Origin of the sequence: Faecalibacterium prausnitzii, from assembly GCF_049532945.1 — a bacterium.
Taxonomy (GTDB): domain Bacteria; phylum Bacillota; class Clostridia; order Oscillospirales; family Ruminococcaceae; genus Faecalibacterium; species Faecalibacterium prausnitzii_N.
The window spans coordinates 829,310-846,781 of sequence record NZ_CP186691.1; the positions used below are offsets into that span (position 1 = coordinate 829,310).

The following is a 17,472-nucleotide window of genomic DNA, read 5'->3' on the forward strand; positions in this document are numbered from 1 at the left end:
GTTTTGAAGGCACGTCCTTCTAAGAAACACTGGACAAACAGTAGACCGTATGGTATACTGAACCAGTCATATGGTCGGTGACGATGACGGTGAGGTCCCACCTGTTCCCATTCCGAACACAGTAGTTAAGCTCACTCGTGCCCAAGATAGTTCGCTGGAAACGGCGCGTGAAAATAGGTAGTCGCCGACTTGATCGAAACGCTCTAAGAGAAATCTTAGGGCGTTTTTTGTTGCACTTTGGGACCCGCTCTGGTAGAATGAAAGAAACGACTGTAAGGGAGGTGCCGGAAATGGATTGGGTCATGTGTCTGCTGCCCTTTGCCGTGTGTTTTGTGGGCTTTCTTGCCGCCGCGAAGGTGACGAAAAAGAAAAAGCGGATTCTGGCTGCGGCCGGAGTCGTGCTGTTTCTGGCGGCTGCGTTCGGCTCGCTGGCCGTTTACCGGAATCAAAAGATCACGAAGCCCATCCGAGACAGTGAGCTGCTCGCAGTGGCAGAACTGCGTCTGGACGCGTTCCTGGGGGATGCAGAGCTGAACGATTTCCAGACCGACCGCCTGACCGAACTGTATGGTGCGCTGGGACACTATCTGAACAGCCTGGTCTATCTGCCCTGCATCAACCAGGACACATTTGATGCGGGTACTCAGGATGTGATCCTGCAATTCGGAACGGAGGAAGAGGTAAAACTCTGGCTGGCGTTCTATCCCGACCGCAGAATCTGCCTCGTGAACGGAAAAAAGGCCTATGTTTTTCCAGGTGGAACGGCCGCTTACCAGAAGATCGAAGCGATCCTGGCCTCGGACAGCGTACAGACCACTGTGACCATCACGGCACTGGATGCGGCAAACGACCAGCTGACGGCTTCGGATACAGAGGGAAAAGAGTATGTGATCCACGGCATCTCAGAAAAGCTGCGGACGCGGGACGAAGAGCAGGTGGACGTCAAGGCGCTTTCGGCAGGCGATACGCTGACCGTGCTTTCGGATGGCACGGCTCTGCTGAGCGCCCCCAGTCAGTTTGCGCATATTTATAAGATCTATTGGGAGAAATAAATGGACATTTTACCTATTGAAACACCTCGCTTGCTGCTCCGGCAGTTTGCGGTAGAGGATGCCGAAGATGTATTTGCAATTTTTTCGGACGAGCAGACCACGCTGGACTGCGGAGGCTACCATGCCTTTGATGCGATGGATGAGGAATATGGCCGCTTGATGCAGAAATTTGCGGGGCAGACCCGATACAGTGTGGTGGAAAAGAAGACCGGGCGGGTCGTTGCAGTGATTTCGATGATGGACGCCGGACGGGCTGTTCCGGGCTGGGACCTGGGCATTGAAGTTGCACCGGATGCCCGCCGGAAGGGATACGCACGTGAAGCATTGGCCGCGGTGGTGCGGACCTATTTTGAACAGACGGATACCGTGCTGTTCACTGGAGGACACTATGCTTATAATACGGCGTCCGGTGCGCTGCTGAAACAGCTGGGGTTCGTCTGTGAGGGTGTGGAGCACAAGGCGATGCGCCATGCCGAACGCGGCCCGACTGACCTGGTGTGCTATTTCCTGGAAAAAGAATGAATGCCGAGCGATTTCCGCTGTCTCTTCTTCAAGAGGCGGCGGATTTTTTTATGCAAAAGCCTTGCATCTGGCCCACCGGTGCGGTATGCTTAACCAATAGAGCTCGCAGGGGGAGGGAAACCGGGATGGATATGGAAGAGATCCAGTATCTGCTGGGCAGCGCGATCTTTGCGCGGGCAAAAAAATATGTGAATCGCATCGAATCGTATGAATGCAAGACCGAAGAGAATGGGGTCCGGCATCTGAGCGCAGAGGTGGAGGGCAGCGGAGACAATCTGTATGAGACTGAGGCATGGCTGCGGGAGAACGGCAGCTTTGTCAGCGCGAGCTGTACTTGCCCCTATAACGACAATGGCAACGGCCTGTTCTGCAAACATATCGGGGCGCTTCTGCTGTATGACCAAAAAGAAACGGCGCAGACGCAGAAATCGTGTCCTTCTAAGATCGGCCTCACCGCGATCCCCGGCGTCGTGCGGGGCACAGCCAACCTGCCCGAAGAGCCGGAACCGGCCCGGCGGGACAGCTATGCCTCCGGGCTGGAAATGCTGTTCGGGCGGAAATGGCGGGGCGATGAGCCGGAATCGGACCCGGAGGCCCGCGCCCTGCTGCGCACCTATCGGGAAGGGGAGCTCTCCGAAGTGGAGGACAACATCCTGCCCCAGCGCACCGGCTTTGTGGAGCTGGAACCGGAACTGACCGTGCTGCAGGGCGGCACACCCTGGCTGCGGCTGCGCATCTCGGACGGCGGACGGTCCTATGTGGTCAAGAGCCTGGAGGAACTGCTGTCGCATATTGAAAACAACCAGGTTGTCAGCTACGGAAAATCGCTGGCGTTCCAGCACCGGTGGGATGCCTTTACGCCGGAGGCCCGGCAGCTGCTGAACCTGCTGCGGCGGGAGATCATCAACCGGCAGCAGCTGGAAACGCGGGGCTATACCACGAGCCGCTATGCGGAGACCGGCCCGGCCGGCGGCATCACGCTGACGGGAGAGTCCTTCGACGCCCTTGTGAACCTGTATGCCGACCGGCACGAGCTGGGCGGCTATGCCTTAAAGGAAGGCATCCCCTCTCTGACGATTCAGGTGGAACGGCGGCGCGGCGGTGTGCAGATCAACGTGCGGCCGTCGCTGGGTTCGATCAAAGGGCTGGATTTTGATTACCTTTACAGCGAGGATACCATCTGGCGGCTGGATCGTGCAGCCACCGCCCGGATGCTGCCTGCGTTCCGGGGGCTGAGCGGAAGAAATCTGTTCTTTACCAGCGCAGATGCCACGGCCTTTTGCAGCTATGTGCTGCCGGAGCTGGGCAGCAAGCTGAACATCGTGGACCCGGAACGTCTGCTGCTGAACCAGATCCCGCTGGAACCGGTGGTGCAGTTCTATCTGGATGCGCCGCAGATGGGGACCGTGAGCGCCCATCTGGAATTTTTGTACGGCGAGGATCGCGTGACGCCCTTTGCTCCGCCGCCGCAGGGCCTTCTGCGGGATGCCCGCGCTGAGGACCGCGCTGCCCGCCTGCTGGGCCGGTATTTGCAGCCGGGCGTGGGGCCGATGCAGTACAGCGCATCCGAGGAGGAAGCAGTCTACCGCTTTCTGGACGAGGGGGTCCCGGTTCTGATGAACGAGGGTGAAGTATACCTGACGGATGCCTTCCGCAGCCTGCAGGCCGCGCCGCCGAAGATCTCGGTGGGGGTGTCGGTGCATGGAAGCGTCCTCGACCTGGAAGTGGACACCGGTGCGTTTCCGGTGGGGGAGCTGAAGGCCCTGCTGAAGTCGCTCCACCAGAAAAAGCGCTACCACCGCCTGCGGGACGGCCGTCTGCTCAAGCTGGACGAGGAGTTCGAAGGGCTGGACGAGCTGAACGAGACGCTGGAGCTCTCCGGGGTCAAGTTGAGCAAGAACCACGCGGAGCTGCCTCTTTACCGGGCACCGAGTCTGGATCGGGCGCTGTCGGGGCAGAGCGGGATCCACTTCAACCGCGACGATGCGTTCCGCCGCATCAGCCGCAGCTTTCACGCCGTGAAGGACAGCGAGTATACTCCGCCGGAAAGCCTGCACAATGTGCTGCGCAAGTACCAGCGGGATGGCTACCGCTGGCTGCGCACGCTGGACGGCTACGGCATGGGCGGCATTCTGGCCGACGATATGGGCCTTGGCAAGACTGTGCAGGTGCTCAGTTACCTGCTGGCCATGAAGGAAAGCGGCCAGCGCCTGCCCAGCCTCATCGTCTGCCCGGCATCGCTGGTGCTCAACTGGCAGGAGGAATGCCAGAAGTTCACGCCGGAGCTGCGCTGCATCGTTGTGGACGGCGGCGCGGCCCACCGCGCGGCCCTGGCCGAACAGTGGGAGGGGGTAGACCTTGTGGTGACGAGCTACGACCTGCTCCGCCGCGACGAGGCGCTGTATGCAGACCAGAAATTCTACGCCTGCATTCTGGACGAAGCGCAGGCCATCAAGAACCACACTACCCAAAAGTACAAGGCGGTGTGCGGGGTGAACAGCAAAGTGAGGTTTGCCCTTACCGGCACCCCGGTGGAGAACCGCTTGGGCGAATTGTGGAGCATCTTCTCCTTCCTGATGCCGGGGTATCTGCCGCCCTACAAGACCTTCTGCGCCCGGTTTGAAAAGCCTATCGTGCAGGAGGACGACCCGACGGCGGTGCGGCGGCTGAACCAGCTCACCGGGCCGTTCATCCTGCGGCGCATGAAGTCCGAGGTGCTCAAAGAGCTGCCCCCCAAGACCGAGAATCTCCACCGTATCGAGCTGGAAGAAGAACAGCGCAAGCTCTATCTGGCGGCAGTGCTGGATGCCCGCGAAAAGCTCAAGGCGGCCAAACCCGAAGACAAGATGGCCGTGTTTGCAGTGCTCATGCGCCTGCGGGAGATCTGCTGCGACCCGCGCCTTGTGGCAGACAACTGGGACGGCGGCAGTGCCAAGCTGGATGCCTGCATGGAGCTGGTGACGGCTGCTGTGGAGGGCGGACACCGCATCCTGCTGTTCAGCCAGTTCACCTCCATGCTGGAACTGCTGGCAAAACGGCTGGACGAAGCGGGCGTGAGCCACTTTACCCTGCAGGGCTCCACCCCAAAGCCGGTGCGTGCAGAGCTTGTGCGCCGGTTCAACAGCGGCGAAGCGGACGTGTTCCTCATCTCGCTGCGGGCGGGCGGCACCGGCCTGAACCTGACGGCGGCAGATATCGTCATCCACTACGACCCGTGGTGGAACGTGGCTGCGCAGAATCAGGCCACCGACCGCGCCTACCGCATCGGCCAGCGCAATCCGGTGCAGGTGTACAAGCTCATTGCGCAGGACACCATTGAAGAAAAGATCGTGGAGCTGCAGCAGGCCAAGCAGTCGCTGGCCGACACGGTGACGGGCAGCGCCGACGGCGCGATCCTGTCGATGAAGCCGGAAGAGCTGCTGGAATTGTTGGAGGTGCCGGAACCATGAACTTTGCGATTTTTGCACGGCCGGTCGTGACCATTTACGACCTGACCGAAACGACGAAGGAAAGCGACGCAGGGGTCGTCTCCACCATCGGGGACGAGGGTCTGTATGGGCAGGTCTGCCAGGTGCGCACGGCTCCCGGCGGCGTGACGGCAGAGGGCGTACCGCTGCCGGAGGAGATGGCCGAGGTGGTCAGCTTTTACGGCTATCACGGCTATGTGTTCGCATCGGAGCTGCAGTTCTGCGGGGAAGCGGAACTGCGGAGCTACCTTGCTGCCGAATGGGTGATGGCGGGCCGCGCGACCGATGTGCTGACCCTGCCCAAGGTGCAGGGCGTCCGGCTGCTGGAGCTGGAGCGCGGGGCGCTGCTGCGCCGCCTGCCCGAAGAGACCCCTCATGACGGCTGGGCGCTGGTCCGGCTCGTGGATGGCCGGACCGGCTATGTCCGGGCTGTGGCGCTGGAGCCGGTGCGCTGGCCGATGACGGCGGTGTTCACCCAGCAGGCAGGCCGCCGCTTCGACGAGGCACTGGCGCTGGCCGAGGGGTGCAGGCCCGAAGAGCTTGTGCCCCGCGCCCTTGACCGCTGGTACGGCGGCAGCGAGGAAGCGTTCCGGAATGCGCTGGCCGAACAGGCCAAACGGTATCTGGGCACAGAGTACCGCTGGGGTGGCAAGTCGGGCCGGGGCATCGACTGCTCCGGCCTCGTGAGCAGCGCCTACATGCAGTGCGGCGTCCTCATCTACCGGGACGCCCGACTCGTGGAGGGCTGGCCCATGCACGAGATCCCGAAGGAACAGGTCCGGCGCGGCGATGCGCTCTACTTCCCCGGCCACATCGCGCTCTATCTGGGCGAGGGGCGGTACATCCACTCCACCGGTGCCGCAGGGAGCGGCGGCGTGGTGCTCAACAGCCTGGACCCGGACGACCCGCTCTACCGGGAAGATCTGGTGAAGAGCCTGTATGCGGTGGGAAGTTTGTTTTGAACCCGCTCCGTCTCGCTCCGCCTGTCAGCTCCCCCGAAGGGGGCGCTTTGGGCAAAGCCGGGAATGCTGCACGGACTGCCAAGGCCTCTCCTACAAGGAGAGGCGGCATTGCGAAGCAATGACGGAGAGGTTGTACGAAGGAACGATAGCAGAAAGGACGACACGTTATGAAAGTCTTTGATCTCCATTGTGATACCCTGAGCGAGCTGCGCTATGCCGAGCGGCGGGGCGAAGCCAAGAGCTTTGCAACCAATGATTTGCACATTGATCTGGAAAAGCTGCACAAGGGCGACTACATGCTGCAATGCTTTGCCGCTTTTGTGAACCTGAGCGACCCGACCCCCGGCGCAGACCCGCTGGTGACGGCGCTGGAAGAGGTGGATGTGTTCAAGCGGATCATGGCGAAGTATTCCGACCAGATCGCGCCGGTCTACCGCCCGGAGGACATCCGCCGCAACGCGCAGGCCGGAAAGATCAGCGGGATGCTCACCATCGAGGAAGGCGCCTGCTGCAAGGGCAGCGTGGGGGTGCTGCGCCGGATGTATGAGCTGGGCGTGCGCATGATGACCCTGACATGGAACCACGAAAACGAGCTGGCAAGCCCCAATGTGGTGCCCGGCGGGGGCGGGGACATCTGGCCCTGCAAGCCCAACACCGAGACCGGCCTGAAGGAGCGCGGGTTTGAATTTCTGGCCGAGATGGAACGGATGCACATGATCGTGGATGTGAGCCACCTTTCGGACAAGGGCTTCTGGGATATCGTGGAGCACGGCACCCGGCCTTTTGCGGCCAGCCACTCCAACTGCCGCGCACTGGCACCCCACACCCGCAACCTGACCGATGAGATGATCCGCGTCATGGCCGAAAAGGGCGGTCTTGTAGGCCTGAACTACTGCTCCGGCTTCCTGGATGACCAGCCGCGCCCGGAACTCTGCCGCAGCACCACGGCCCTGATGGCCCGGCACGCAGCCCATTTCAAGCAGGTGGGCGGCATTGAGATCATCGGCCTGGGCAGCGACTTTGACGGCATCGGCGGCAAGCTGGAAATGGGCGATTGCTCCAAACTTCCGCTGCTGGCCGACGCGCTGCGGAAGGAAGGCTTCACCGAGGACGAGGTGGAGCAGATCTTCTTCCGCAACGCCCAGCGCTTCTTCGAGGAAAATCTGTAAATAGAAAGGGAAAAATTCCGAAATGGATAAAAACATGACGCTGGAAAAGCGCATTGCTGCGGAGCTGTACTGCTATCAGGGCAAAATGAGCGTGTTCGTGGACGACCTGCAGGGCCGCACGGTCGAGATCGGGGCCGATGAAGCATTCGAGACGGCCTCGACCATCAAGGCATTCATCCTGGCGGCGCTGTATCTGCAGGTCAGCCGAGGCAAGGCCAGCCTGGACGAGCGCATCACCTATGAGCAGAGCCAGTTCGTGGACGGCAGCGGTATGCTGCGCGCGCTGGGCGTGGGCGCAAAGCTCAAGGTGAAGGACACCGCCACCATGATGATCATTTGCTCGGACAACATCGCCACCAATATGATCATCGACTATCTGGGACTGGATACCATCAACGCCTGCATCCGGGAGCTGGGCTTTGCGCATACTGTGCTGCACAATCCGCTGCACTTTGACCGCTACCGCCGGCTTGGCACCACCACGCCGCGCAACTACGCGGCGCTGTTCGCGCAGGTGGCAAAGGGCACCCTCGTCAGCAAAGAAGCCAGCGCGGAGATGCTTGCCATCCTGCGCCAGCAGCACTACAACACCATGCTGACCCACGACTTCCCGCAGTATTACCTCGACTGCGAGGAGACCGGAGCGCCGGAGCTGATCTGGGTGGCCAGCAAGAGCGGCAGCATGAACGCCTGCCGCAACGACGGCGGCATCGTCCACACCCCCTACGGCGAGTATGTCATCGTGCTGATGAACAAGGACTTTCACGATATCATCGAGTACAATGAACACCCCGCCATGGTGTACGGTGCCCGCGTCTCGCGGATGATCCTGGATCAGGTGCTGGCCTGTGAGGGCCGACTGTATCTGGACTGACCCATTCGCAGTGCCCCGTCGGCTCCTCCCGGAGAAACCGGCCGTGAAAAATCGAAAAAATATACAATAACGTGAAAAATAGAGGGAAACATGACAGAAAGTATAACGATCTCTCCGCTGATGCTGGTCTTCCTGATGTGCATGACGGGCTTTGCAGGCTTTGTGGATTCGGCAGCCGGAGGCGGCGGTCTTATCAGCCTGCCGGCCTATCTGTTTGCCGGGCTGCCGCCCCACTACACCTATGCTACCAATAAATTCAGCGCCGCCTGCGGCACCACTTTTGCCACGGCGCAGTTTTTCCAAAAGGGTGCCATGAACATCAAAGTGGGCCTGCTGGCAGCAGCAGGCAGCTTTGTGGGCAGTGCCCTTGGCTCCCACATCGTGCTGCTGCTCAGCGATGAGCTGCTGCGCACCATGATGTTCCTCATCCTGCCAGTGGCGGCGGTGGTCATTTTGTGGCAGCGCGACCTGCCGGACCAGAACCGGGACGACGGCACCCTGAACCTGAAAAAGATCCTGCTGGCGCTGGGCATCGGCTTGGGCATCGGCCTGTACGACGGCATCGTGGGCCCGGGCACCGGCACCTTTGCCATCATTGCCTTTACCACCCTGATGGGCTTTGACCTGCGCACCGCCAACGGCAACGGCAAGGTGCTGAATCTTGCCAGCAACTACGCCAGCCTGTTCACCTATCTGATGAACGGTCTGGTGGTGTTCCACATCGGCATCCCCTGCGCCGTCAGCAACATTCTGGGCAACCTGCTGGGGTCCCATTTCGCCCTGAAAAAGGGGGCCCGCTTCATCCGTCCCATGATGCTGGTGGTGCTGGTGCTGCTGCTGGGCAAGCTCATCTCGGACGCAGTGCTGTAAACAAAAAAACGAGGAACTGCACAAAACAGTTCCTCGTTTTTGCGTCTGGGGGTTACAGATCCAGCGTCAGGGTCTTGTCGAAGAAGGCGATGCCGAAAGCGCCGGGGCCTGCGTGGGTGCCGATAACGCAGCCGATCTGGCGCACCAGCAGGTCTTCCTGCTGCAGGTTGTCGCGCAGGTAGGTCTGGATGGGCGCCACCTCACGGGGGAGACGGTGTAACCGGCCAGCGCCGGGAAGGCGGGATTGATGCCGCCCAGCTCTTCGATCTTCTTGAACAGGGCCACATAGGCACCGGGCAGGCCGCGGGCCTTACCGGCCATGGCTACCTTACCGTCCTTGATGGTGATGAGGGGCTTGATGCCCAGCATCCCGCCCGCGACGGCCACAGCGGCAGGCAGACGGCCGCCCTTGCGTAGATACTTCAGATCGTCGATTGCGGCAACCAGATGCAGATGCTCCTTGGCGTGCTCCAGAATGGCGGCGATCTGACCGGCCGTTTTGCCGGAATCCCGCAGCTGGACGGCCAGGCGGACGAGCAGGGCTTCGCTCAGGCAGACGTGTCCGCTGTCCACAAACAGCACGTTGTCTACATTGGCGAGGTCTGCGGCCAGCTTTGCGCACTGCCATGTACCGGACAGCTCGTGGGACAGGAAGATGCCCAGCACTTCGTCCCCGGCGGCAGCGGCTTCCAGATAGAACTTCTCGAACAGCTCTGGGCTGGGCTGGCTGGTGGTGGGCAGCTTGCGGCAGCTGGCCAGATGGGCATAGTACTCGGTGGGGGTCATGTCGATGCCATCCCGCAGGATGCTGCCATCCTCCAGCGTCACGTTCAGAGGGATCACGGTCACGCCCAGCTGCTCGGCTTCAGCGGGCAGGATGTCGGACGCAGAATCGGTGAGAATACGGATCATAAATACAATACCTCCGAGGGTCGTGGCCGTAAAACGACCAATTCATCAGAAAAGTCGTGGGAATTATACCAGATGCAGAGGGAAAAAGTCAATTGTTTGAGCAAAATTTCTTCGCATTTTCGCAAAACAGATCCGCGGCTTGCGCAAATGGGGGCGGATGTGGTACAATGTCCGCCGATGGGAGGGCTGTGCGTGAAAGAAAAACAGGAAACGGCCGCGTTCTGGAAAACGTTCGGTCTGGCGGCGCTGCTCTGGGCTGCACTGGCAGCGGGGTCTGAACTGCTGTTTCCGTCGTCGGCTGCGGCCCCGGCGGGGGCGGCAGGCCTCCTGCGCAGCTGTCTGGTGCTGCCGGTGGCGGAGGAACTGGTCTTTCGCGGGGCCGCGCTGCGGCTGCTGCGTCCGCTGGGGCGGAATGCGGCCATCCTGGGGCAGGCGGTGCTGTTTGCTGCGCTGCACGGCAGTCTGCAGGCCAAAGCGTACGCGCTGGGGATGGGGCTGCTCTTCGGCTGGGCGGCAGACCGGTCGGGAAGCCTTCTGCCCGGCATCCTGCTGCATATCCTGAACAATGGGGCCGTGCTGGCCCGCTGCCTGGCAGAAAGGGGAACACCATGACCGATTATGAATTGATGGGCGCGGCACTGGCCGAAGCCGAACAGGCCGCTGCACTGGGCGAAGTGCCGGTGGGGGCCGTCATCGCGAAGGACGGCGAGATCATCGCGTCGGCCCACAATACGCGGGAGACCGAGAAAAATGCCCTCCACCATGCCGAGCTGCTGGCCATTGATGCCGCCTGCAAAAAGCTGGGCGGCTGGCGGCTGTGGGAGTGCGAGCTGTTCGTCACGCTGGAGCCGTGCCCCATGTGCGCCGGGGCCATCATCAACAGCCGCATCCGGCGGGTGGTATACGGCGCGGCAGACACCAAGGCGGGCTGCTGCGGCAGTGTGACCGACCTGTTTGCAATGCCCTTCAACCACCACCCGGCGGTGGAGCAGGGGCTGCGCGCAGAGGAAGCACAGGAGCTGCTGCAGGCGTTTTTCCTCCGGCTGCGGGAGGAGCGGGCCGGCAAACCCCGCTGGAGACCGCCCGTGACGAAGTGAAAATTGAAAAAAGTGGAAGCTGCGTGAAAAAGTAGGCGGCTTCCACTTTCTTTTTTCGGCAAATTGTGCTATATTATTTAATGGAAACTTGTCGAAACCACACACAATCGTTCCCAGGCACGCCGCAGGACCGGACTTGACCGGAAGAAGTGAGCAGAGCGCTGTTCTGGGGAGCGTGGAACGGCAGTTCCTCCTGCCTGTGCGGATTTTTGTATGGGCAGAGAACAAGCGACAGGAGGGCTGACTCTTGTACGAAGATGAATTTGAACTGACGTTCAATCTGCAGGACGAGGACGCCGCACCGGTGGAGCTGCCCAAGGCGGCGGAAGAGGCCGGACCGGAAGCCCCGGCTGAAACGCGGGAACCCGTAGCCGATGAGGAACCGACCATCGTGCTGCCGGACCGCAGGCCGGAGCCAGCCGCAGAAGCGGCAGCGCCGGACATGCCGCAGCCGGAAGCGCCCGAACCGCAGCCGGAGGCACCGCCCCGGCCTGCCAACGGGCGGTGTGTGCTGATCTCCGGCGGTGACCGCGGCATTGGTGCCGCTGCGGCCCGGGCGTTCTATGCGGCGGGCTACCGCGTGGCGGTGTTCTACCACACCAACGCCGACGCGGCGGCGGCTCTGGAACAGGAGCTGCCCGGCTGCATCGCCATCCAGTGCGATGTGGCGTCCCGCGCCAGCTGCGAGCTTGCGTTCCGCACCGCAGAACAGGCACTGGGCCGTGTGGATGTGCTGGTGAGCAATGCGGGCATCGCCCAGCAGAAGCTGTTCACCGACATCACCCCGGAAGAGTGGCAGCATATGCTGGACGTGAACCTGACCGGTGCGTTCCACCTGTGTCAGCTGGCGCTGCCGGGTATGATCCGCCGCAAGGCCGGACGCATCCTGACCGTGAGCAGCATGTGGGGCCAGACCGGCGGCAGCTGCGAGGTGCATTACTCTGCAGCAAAGGCAGGCCTGATCGGCCTGACCAAGGCTTTGGCCAAAGAAGAAGGCCCAAGCGGCATCACAGTGAACTGTGTTGCGCCCGGGGTCATTGATACCGATATGATGGCAGCATTCACCGCCGAGGATAAGGCCGCGCTGGCCGAAGAGACCCCTGTGGGCCGTCTTGGCAGCGCAGACGAAGTGGCGCAGCTGCTGGTGTTCCTTGCCGGCGAGGGTGCGGGCTACATCACCGGTCAGGTGTTCGGCGTGAACGGAGGACTTGTGATCTGATGCGCAGGAACACTTTATTACAGGATTTCCCCCGGCGGGAGCATCCCCGGAGCAAGAAGGAGAGAGCAAAATGGGCATGACTTTAAAGGAACTGTTGACGAAAGGCGAAGGCACCATTTCGGCCAAGGAGGCCAAGGCGCTGGCTGCACAGTGCAGAATGGATGAGGAAACGCTCTACACCCTTCTGGAAGAACGCGGCATCAAGGTTCTGGAAGAGGATGCAGAGCCTACGCTGGATGTGGACAGCATCATGGCCGAGGTCGAGAATGCCGAGAACAACAACGATGATATGGGCATCAGCGAGGACGAGGAAGAGCAGAGCGAGGAGAACCCTGCAGACCTGAAGGCTGCCATGGACGAACTGCTGGATGACCCCGTTAAGAACTACCTCAAGCAGATCGGCCAGATCCCGCTGCTGAGCGCGGAGCAGGAGGTGGAGCTGAGCCGCCGCATCCATGCCGGTGCCGAGGCGGCGCACATCCTGCAGGCCGACCGCCAGAAATACGGCGGGCCGGAGTACATCAAAAAGAACAGCGCCCGCTTCTCGTTTGAAGAGGATGAGAACAGCCGCAGCTATACCGAAGATCTGGACGAGGAGGGCAACGAGAAGCCCAGCGAGGATGCCGAGGAAAAGGCTGCCGAAGAGGAAGCTATGGAGGCTGTGGAGAACGGCCCCCTGAGCGACGAAAAGCGCGCTGAGCTGCTCAAGACCCGCCGCGATGGCCTGAACGCCCGCCGCAGCCTGAGCGAAGCGAACCTGCGTCTGGTGGTGTCCATTGCCAAAAAGCATGTGGGCCACAATCTGGCATTCCTGGATCTGATCCAGGAGGGCAACATCGGCCTGATCAAGGCTGCCGAGAAGTTCGACTGCGACCGCGGCTTCCGCTTCTCCACCTATGCAACCTGGTGGATCCGTCAGGCCATCACCCGTGCCATTGCGGATCAGGCCCGTACCATCCGCATTCCGGTGCACATGGTGGAGACCATCAACCGGATGCGTCAGGCCACCAACCAGCTGGTGTACCAGAACGGCCACGAGCCGACCCCGGAAGAGCTGGCAAAGGCCATGGATATGAGCGTGGAGCGTGTGCGCGAGATCCAGCGCATGGCACAGGAGCCGGCAAGTCTGGAAAGCCCCGTGGGTGAGGAAGAGGATTCCTCTCTGGGCGATTTCGTCGCAGACGAAAACGCCGAAGCCCCCGGCAAGGCCGCAGACCGCGCCATGGTGGCACAGCAGATCAATCTGGCTCTCAAGAGCCTGACCCCTCGTGAAGAGAAGGTCATCCGCCTGCGCTTTGGTCTGGACGATGGCCGTCCCCGTACGCTGGAAGAGGTTGGCCGTGACTTTGGCGTTACCCGTGAGCGTGTGCGCCAGATCGAGGCAAAGGCGATCCGCAAGCTGCACAGCCGCAAGTGCCTGTCCCTGCTGAACGGCCTGATCGAGTGATAAAAATGAATGCGCCATGCCAGACCCTGTTTTTGATCTGGTATGGCGCGTTTTGCATCTGACAAATGGAGGTGCTTTGGATGAGTTACGGTTGGGCAGCGCTCTTTACGCTGGGCGCATGGCTTGTGGGTCTGTTGTTTGAGAGCGCTTTGAATTGGGGAGATATCGGCCTGCACGTTGTGCTCCCTGTCATCGTGATGGGGTGCTGTGTGATGAAATATATCAAAGACAGCGGACAAACAAAATAATTTGCGCTTTTTTTGCAAAAACCTCTTGCCAAACGGTGCGTTTTATGATAAACTAATTGAGCTGTGATTGCGCTGCTATAGCTCAGTTGGTAGAGCGCATCCTTGGTAAGGATGAGGTCTCCAGTTCGAATCTGGATAGCAGCTCCAGCTCAGGACACCTCGAAGCCGTTTGGCTCTGGGGTGTCTTTTTTTGCTCCCAGAGCAGACGGAACGCCTGAAACGCAAGAGCCGCAGGCCCGGTGAGGGTCTGCGGCTCTGCGTTTATGGGAAAGAGGAATCTCAGAAAAGATCGGGATCAGAAATCAACGTCGGTATCGTAGTAGCAGCACTTGAGCAGCTTCTCCATCTCCTCCTGGCTGGGCTGGCGGGGATTGGAACCGGTGCAGGCGTCGCCGATGGCGTTTTTGGCGATCTCCGGCAGACGCTCCAGGAAGACTTCCTCCGGAACGAAGCCCTGCTCAGTGGGATAGGAATCCGGGCCGTAGTGCTGGATGCAGTGGGGGATGTTCAGCGCATCGTTCATGCCGCGCAGGTGTGCGATGAGCAGCTGGACCTTCTCGTCGTCATTGGCACCGCCGAGCTTCATCTCGTCGGCAATGACGCCATAGCGCTTTTTGGCTTCGGGGTCTTTGGCGTTGAACGCGATGACCTTGGGCAGATACATGGCATTGGCTGCACCATGGATGATGTGTGCGCCGTAGTCTGCAAAGGCAGCGCCAGTCTTGTGGGCCATGGAGTGGACGATGCCCAGCAGCGCATTGGAGAAGGCCATGCCGGCCAGGCACTGTGCGTTGTGCATCGAATCACGCTTGGCCATGTCGCCGTTGTAGCTGTCCACCAGATCGCCCTGGATCATCCGGATGGCAAAGATGGCCAGCGGGTCGGTATAATCGCAGTGTGCGGTGGAGACATAAGCCTCAATCGCGTGGGTCATGGCGTCCATGCCGGTGTGTGCGACCAGCTTCTTGGGCATGGTCTCAGCCAGGTCGGAATCGACGATGGCGACGTCCGGAGTGATCTCGAAGTCGGCGATGGGGTACTTGATGCCCTTCTGGTAATCGGTGATGATGGAGAATGCGGTCACCTCGGTGGCGGTGCCGGAGGTGGAAGAGATGGCGCAGAAGTGTGCCTTGCGGCGCAGCGGCGGGATGCCGAAGACCTTGCACATCTCCTCAAAGGTGATATCAGGGTACTCGTACTTGATCCACATGGCCTTTGCGGCGTCAATGGGGGAACCGCCGCCCATGGCGATGATCCAGTCCGGCTCGAACTTCAGCATGGCCTCAGCACCGCGCATGACGGTCTCGACCGAGGGGTCCGGCTCGATGCCTTCAAACAGCTCGACTTCCATGCCGGCTTCCTTCAGGTAGCTGACCGCACGGTCCAGGAAACCGAACCGCTTCATGGAGCCGCCGCCCACACAGATCATGGCCTTTTTGCCGGTGAAGGACTTCAGGGCTTCCAGCGCGCCCTTGCCGTGGTACAGATCGCGGGGAAGAGTAAAACGTGCCATAGGAACCTACCTCCAAATCATTTTGCTCTGAAATCGTTACGAAAATAACCAATTTGCTTAAACAAATTATACCGCAAACTGTTGAAAACTTCAATGAGCGGAATGGAGAAAGAAGCGCCGTGTTTTGGGCATTTTGATGAACTGGGGAAAACAAAAAAGCCACCTGAATCCCAAGGATTCAAGTGGCTTCGCTGTGGAGCTGCTATCCAGATTCGAACTGGAGACCTCATCCTTACCAAGGATGCGCTCTACCAACTGAGCTATAGCAGCAAATGGCGACCCGGATCGGGCTCGAACCGACGACCCCCAGCGTGACAGGCTGGTGCTCTAACCAACTGAGCTACCGGGCCATGATCGCTCAAGTTTCGCGCGGCGCTTACCGCCGGAACGTGCTTTATTATACCCGAAGAATGACTTCTTGTCAAGCAGAAATCTACAAAAACCGCAAAAAACTTTTCGGGAGAACAGAAAAAGCCGCCCGCAGGCCGAAAATGGGCAAAACAAAACGTCCGGAACGATTGCTCCGGACGTTTATGGCAGGGGTAGTAAGTTTCGAACTCACGGCACGCGGTTTTGGAGACCGCTGCTCTACCAGCTGAGCTATACCCCTAGATCTGTGCTGCATTTTCTGAATGCTTGATTATTATATAAGATTCAGCGTAAAATGTCAAGCACATTTTTTCAATTTTTTGAATTGCAGCCGCAGCAGCCGTCGCTGGCAGAGGGCAGGCTCCGGGCCAGCTGTTCCAGCGTTACGCTGTCGATATACTGGTTGATCACCTCATCAAGGCCGGTCCAGAAGGGCAGGGTGAAGCACTGCTCCCACATGGGGCACTCGTTGGTCTCGCTGCCAAGGCAGGGAATGGGTGCCACGCTGCCCTCAATGGCGCGCAGGATCTCGCCGGCGGTGTAGTCGGCAGGGGCTTTGGTCAGGCGGTAGCCGCCCTGACTGCCGCGCTCGCTTTTTACAAGGCCCACACGGGCCAGCGGGGTCACGATCTGCTCCAAATATTTCAGGCTCAGGTTCTGCCGCTCACTGATCTCCTTCAGGCTCACGGTGGTGCCCGGCGCATAACGTGCCAGCTCGGCCATCAGGCGCAGGGCATAACGGCTTTTGGTCGAAAATTTCATGGCGATTTCTCTCCTTATTGCTTCCTATAGTATAGCACGTTGCTCGGATTTTGCAAAGGTATCCTCTTGTGCAAACAAAAAAGGTCTGTTATCATAGGATGGGTAAGAGGATATTATAAGGAGTGAGAGTATGAGTGAGAAGATCACGGCTGCCGATGCCATCCGTCTGCTGGATGCACACGAGGCGGCTGCTGTAGATGTCCGGGAGCCGGACGAGTTTGCCGTGGGCCACATCCCCGGCGCAAAGCTGCTGCCGCTGGGTCAGGTGCTGAGCCGTGCGGCTGAGGTGCTGCCGGATAAGAACGCTGTATGGCTGGTCTACTGCCGCACCGGCCGCCGCAGTGCCGATGCCGTGCGCAAGCTGGAAAGCCTTGGCTACACCCGTCTGTACGATCTGGGCGGCATCCTGAGCTGGCCCTATGAGATCGAGGGCGACTTTGAAGGGCATTTTTAAAAAGAAAGAAGGATAACTCCATGTCGTTCCACGCAAAAGATTTTGCCGGCAGTCACTGCGGCTGCCGCTACCAGCAGGACTACCGCCCCACCTTGGGCCGCGACGGCAAAAAGGAATCCGGCACGCTGGAGGTCATCAAGTTCTATTACGATGGTGCCATCCGCTTTGAGCAGCACTGCTACGGCGAAGCCGCAACCTTCGTGTTCGGCGTATGGGCATCCGGCATGGACGAGGACGGCACCCTGCACTGGGTGCTGCCCGACCGCCGCAAGAGCTACTACGACGAGGAGTATCTGCCCAAAAAGCTGGACCGCGTGGACGAAGCCGGAAACCTCTACTTCGATGGCTCGAAATTTCCGTGGAAGCTTGCAGATGATTTTGAGGAAGACAAGCGCTGGGGCCATCCCCGCTGGAAGGTGCTGCTGGGCAGGCTGACCGGCAAAGGAAAAGGCTGAATTGTAAAAAAATCCGGAATTTCTGCAATTCATATTGACATAGTGGGAATACTAGGGTATAAATAGAGAGCGAAGTATTC

17 protein-coding genes, 4 tRNA genes, 1 rRNA gene and 1 pseudogene are annotated in these 17,472 nt (G+C 60.1%); 16 read left to right on the top strand and 7 right to left on the bottom strand.

Annotated features, from left to right (window positions below):
- Positions 1 to 73: 73 nt before the first annotated feature.
- The 8 genes from rrf (at position 74) to ACNQFG_RS04160 (ending at position 8,916) form a co-directional block, all read left to right on the top strand.
- Positions 74 to 190: ribosomal RNA gene (gene rrf, locus ACNQFG_RS04125) — 5S ribosomal RNA — on the top strand.
- Positions 191 to 290: 100 nt separating this feature from the next.
- The gene (locus ACNQFG_RS04130) at positions 291 to 1,052 is read left to right on the top strand and encodes a hypothetical protein (protein ID WP_423406107.1); all 762 of its coding nucleotides are present in this window, start codon (positions 291 to 293) and stop codon (positions 1,050 to 1,052) included.
- A complete protein-coding gene (locus tag ACNQFG_RS04135) occupies positions 1,053 to 1,574 on the top strand; it encodes a GNAT family N-acetyltransferase (RefSeq protein ID WP_423406108.1) in 522 nt (173 codons plus the stop codon).
- 125 nt (positions 1,575 to 1,699) lie between these two features.
- A complete protein-coding gene (locus ACNQFG_RS04140) occupies positions 1,700 to 5,023 on the top strand; it encodes an SNF2-related protein (protein ID WP_423406109.1) in 3,324 nt (1,107 codons plus the stop codon).
- Positions 5,020 to 6,003: a C40 family peptidase gene (locus ACNQFG_RS04145; protein WP_423406110.1), complete on the top strand. Its 984-nt coding sequence runs from the start codon at positions 5,020 to 5,022 to the stop codon at positions 6,001 to 6,003. The genes ACNQFG_RS04140 and ACNQFG_RS04145 overlap by 4 nt, the downstream gene beginning before the upstream one ends.
- 167 nt (positions 6,004 to 6,170) lie before the next feature.
- Positions 6,171 to 7,172: a dipeptidase gene (locus ACNQFG_RS04150; RefSeq protein WP_423406111.1), complete on the top strand. Its 1,002-nt coding sequence runs from the start codon at positions 6,171 to 6,173 to the stop codon at positions 7,170 to 7,172.
- Positions 7,173 to 7,194: 22 nt separating this feature from the next.
- On the top strand, positions 7,195 to 8,046 hold the full coding sequence (locus tag ACNQFG_RS04155; RefSeq protein WP_423406112.1) for a serine hydrolase: 852 nt from the start codon (positions 7,195 to 7,197) through the stop codon (positions 8,044 to 8,046).
- Between the two features lie 90 nt (positions 8,047 to 8,136).
- Complete coding sequence (locus ACNQFG_RS04160) at positions 8,137 to 8,916, top strand: TSUP family transporter (RefSeq protein ID WP_423406113.1); 780 nt, start codon at positions 8,137 to 8,139, stop codon at positions 8,914 to 8,916.
- Between the two features lie 52 nt (positions 8,917 to 8,968).
- Here ACNQFG_RS04160 and ACNQFG_RS04165 read toward each other — a convergent pair whose 3' ends face one another.
- Together ACNQFG_RS04165 and ACNQFG_RS04170 are read right to left on the bottom strand one after the other, a co-directional pair.
- Positions 8,969 to 9,115: a DegV family protein gene (locus tag ACNQFG_RS04165; RefSeq protein ID WP_423406114.1), complete on the bottom strand. Its 147-nt coding sequence runs from the start codon at positions 9,113 to 9,115 to the stop codon at positions 8,969 to 8,971.
- A gap of 116 nt (positions 9,116 to 9,231) precedes the next feature.
- Positions 9,232 to 9,828: pseudogene (locus ACNQFG_RS04170) on the bottom strand (DegV family protein); the annotation flags it as partial.
- 192 nt (positions 9,829 to 10,020) lie between these two features.
- Here ACNQFG_RS04170 and ACNQFG_RS04175 point away from each other — a divergent pair.
- The 6 genes from ACNQFG_RS04175 to ACNQFG_RS04200 all read left to right on the top strand — a co-directional run bounded on the left by ACNQFG_RS04175 (position 10,021) and on the right by ACNQFG_RS04200 (position 13,986).
- Positions 10,021 to 10,440, top strand: a complete 420-nt coding sequence (locus ACNQFG_RS04175) for a CPBP family intramembrane glutamic endopeptidase (protein WP_270477808.1) — start codon at positions 10,021 to 10,023, stop codon at positions 10,438 to 10,440.
- Positions 10,437 to 10,925: a nucleoside deaminase gene (locus ACNQFG_RS04180; protein WP_423406115.1), complete on the top strand. Its 489-nt coding sequence runs from the start codon at positions 10,437 to 10,439 to the stop codon at positions 10,923 to 10,925. The genes ACNQFG_RS04175 and ACNQFG_RS04180 overlap by 4 nt, the downstream gene beginning before the upstream one ends.
- Positions 10,926 to 11,172: 247 nt before the next feature.
- On the top strand, positions 11,173 to 12,144 hold the full coding sequence (gene ymfI, locus ACNQFG_RS04185; RefSeq protein ID WP_423406116.1) for an elongation factor P 5-aminopentanone reductase: 972 nt from the start codon (positions 11,173 to 11,175) through the stop codon (positions 12,142 to 12,144).
- A 70-nt stretch (positions 12,145 to 12,214) separates the two neighbouring features.
- Positions 12,215 to 13,591 (top strand): sigma-70 family RNA polymerase sigma factor, encoded by a 1,377-nt coding sequence (locus tag ACNQFG_RS04190; RefSeq protein ID WP_005937878.1) that lies wholly within the window; start codon positions 12,215 to 12,217, stop codon positions 13,589 to 13,591.
- An 80-nt stretch (positions 13,592 to 13,671) separates the two neighbouring features.
- Positions 13,672 to 13,839 carry a hypothetical protein gene (locus ACNQFG_RS04195; protein ID WP_179859525.1) on the top strand — a complete coding sequence of 56 codons (168 nt, stop codon included), beginning with the start codon at positions 13,672 to 13,674 and terminating at the stop codon, positions 13,837 to 13,839.
- 71 nt (positions 13,840 to 13,910) lie between these two features.
- Positions 13,911 to 13,986, top strand: a tRNA-Thr gene (locus ACNQFG_RS04200).
- A 148-nt stretch (positions 13,987 to 14,134) separates the two neighbouring features.
- Here the strand turns inward: ACNQFG_RS04200 and ACNQFG_RS04205 are convergent.
- The 5 genes from ACNQFG_RS04205 to ACNQFG_RS04225 form a co-directional block, all read right to left on the bottom strand.
- Entirely contained in the window at positions 14,135 to 15,352 is a 1,218-nt protein-coding gene (locus ACNQFG_RS04205; RefSeq protein WP_423406117.1) for an iron-containing alcohol dehydrogenase, read from the bottom strand.
- A gap of 194 nt (positions 15,353 to 15,546) precedes the next feature.
- Positions 15,547 to 15,622 (bottom strand) — tRNA-Thr (locus tag ACNQFG_RS04210).
- A gap of 3 nt (positions 15,623 to 15,625) precedes the next feature.
- Positions 15,626 to 15,702 (bottom strand) — tRNA-Asp (locus ACNQFG_RS04215).
- Between the two features lie 184 nt (positions 15,703 to 15,886).
- Positions 15,887 to 15,962, bottom strand: a tRNA-Trp gene (locus ACNQFG_RS04220).
- A 71-nt stretch (positions 15,963 to 16,033) separates the two neighbouring features.
- The gene (locus ACNQFG_RS04225; protein WP_423406118.1) at positions 16,034 to 16,483 is read right to left on the bottom strand and encodes an RrF2 family transcriptional regulator; all 450 of its coding nucleotides are present in this window, start codon (positions 16,481 to 16,483) and stop codon (positions 16,034 to 16,036) included.
- Between the two features lie 130 nt (positions 16,484 to 16,613).
- Here ACNQFG_RS04225 and ACNQFG_RS04230 point away from each other — a divergent pair, with 130 nt between their 5' ends.
- Entirely contained in the window at positions 16,614 to 16,937 is a 324-nt protein-coding gene (locus ACNQFG_RS04230; RefSeq protein WP_005937868.1) for a rhodanese-like domain-containing protein, read from the top strand.
- 20 nt (positions 16,938 to 16,957) lie between these two features.
- The gene (locus tag ACNQFG_RS04235) at positions 16,958 to 17,392 is read left to right on the top strand and encodes a hypothetical protein (protein ID WP_423406119.1); all 435 of its coding nucleotides are present in this window, start codon (positions 16,958 to 16,960) and stop codon (positions 17,390 to 17,392) included.
- Positions 17,393 to 17,472: the final 80 nt, after the last annotated feature.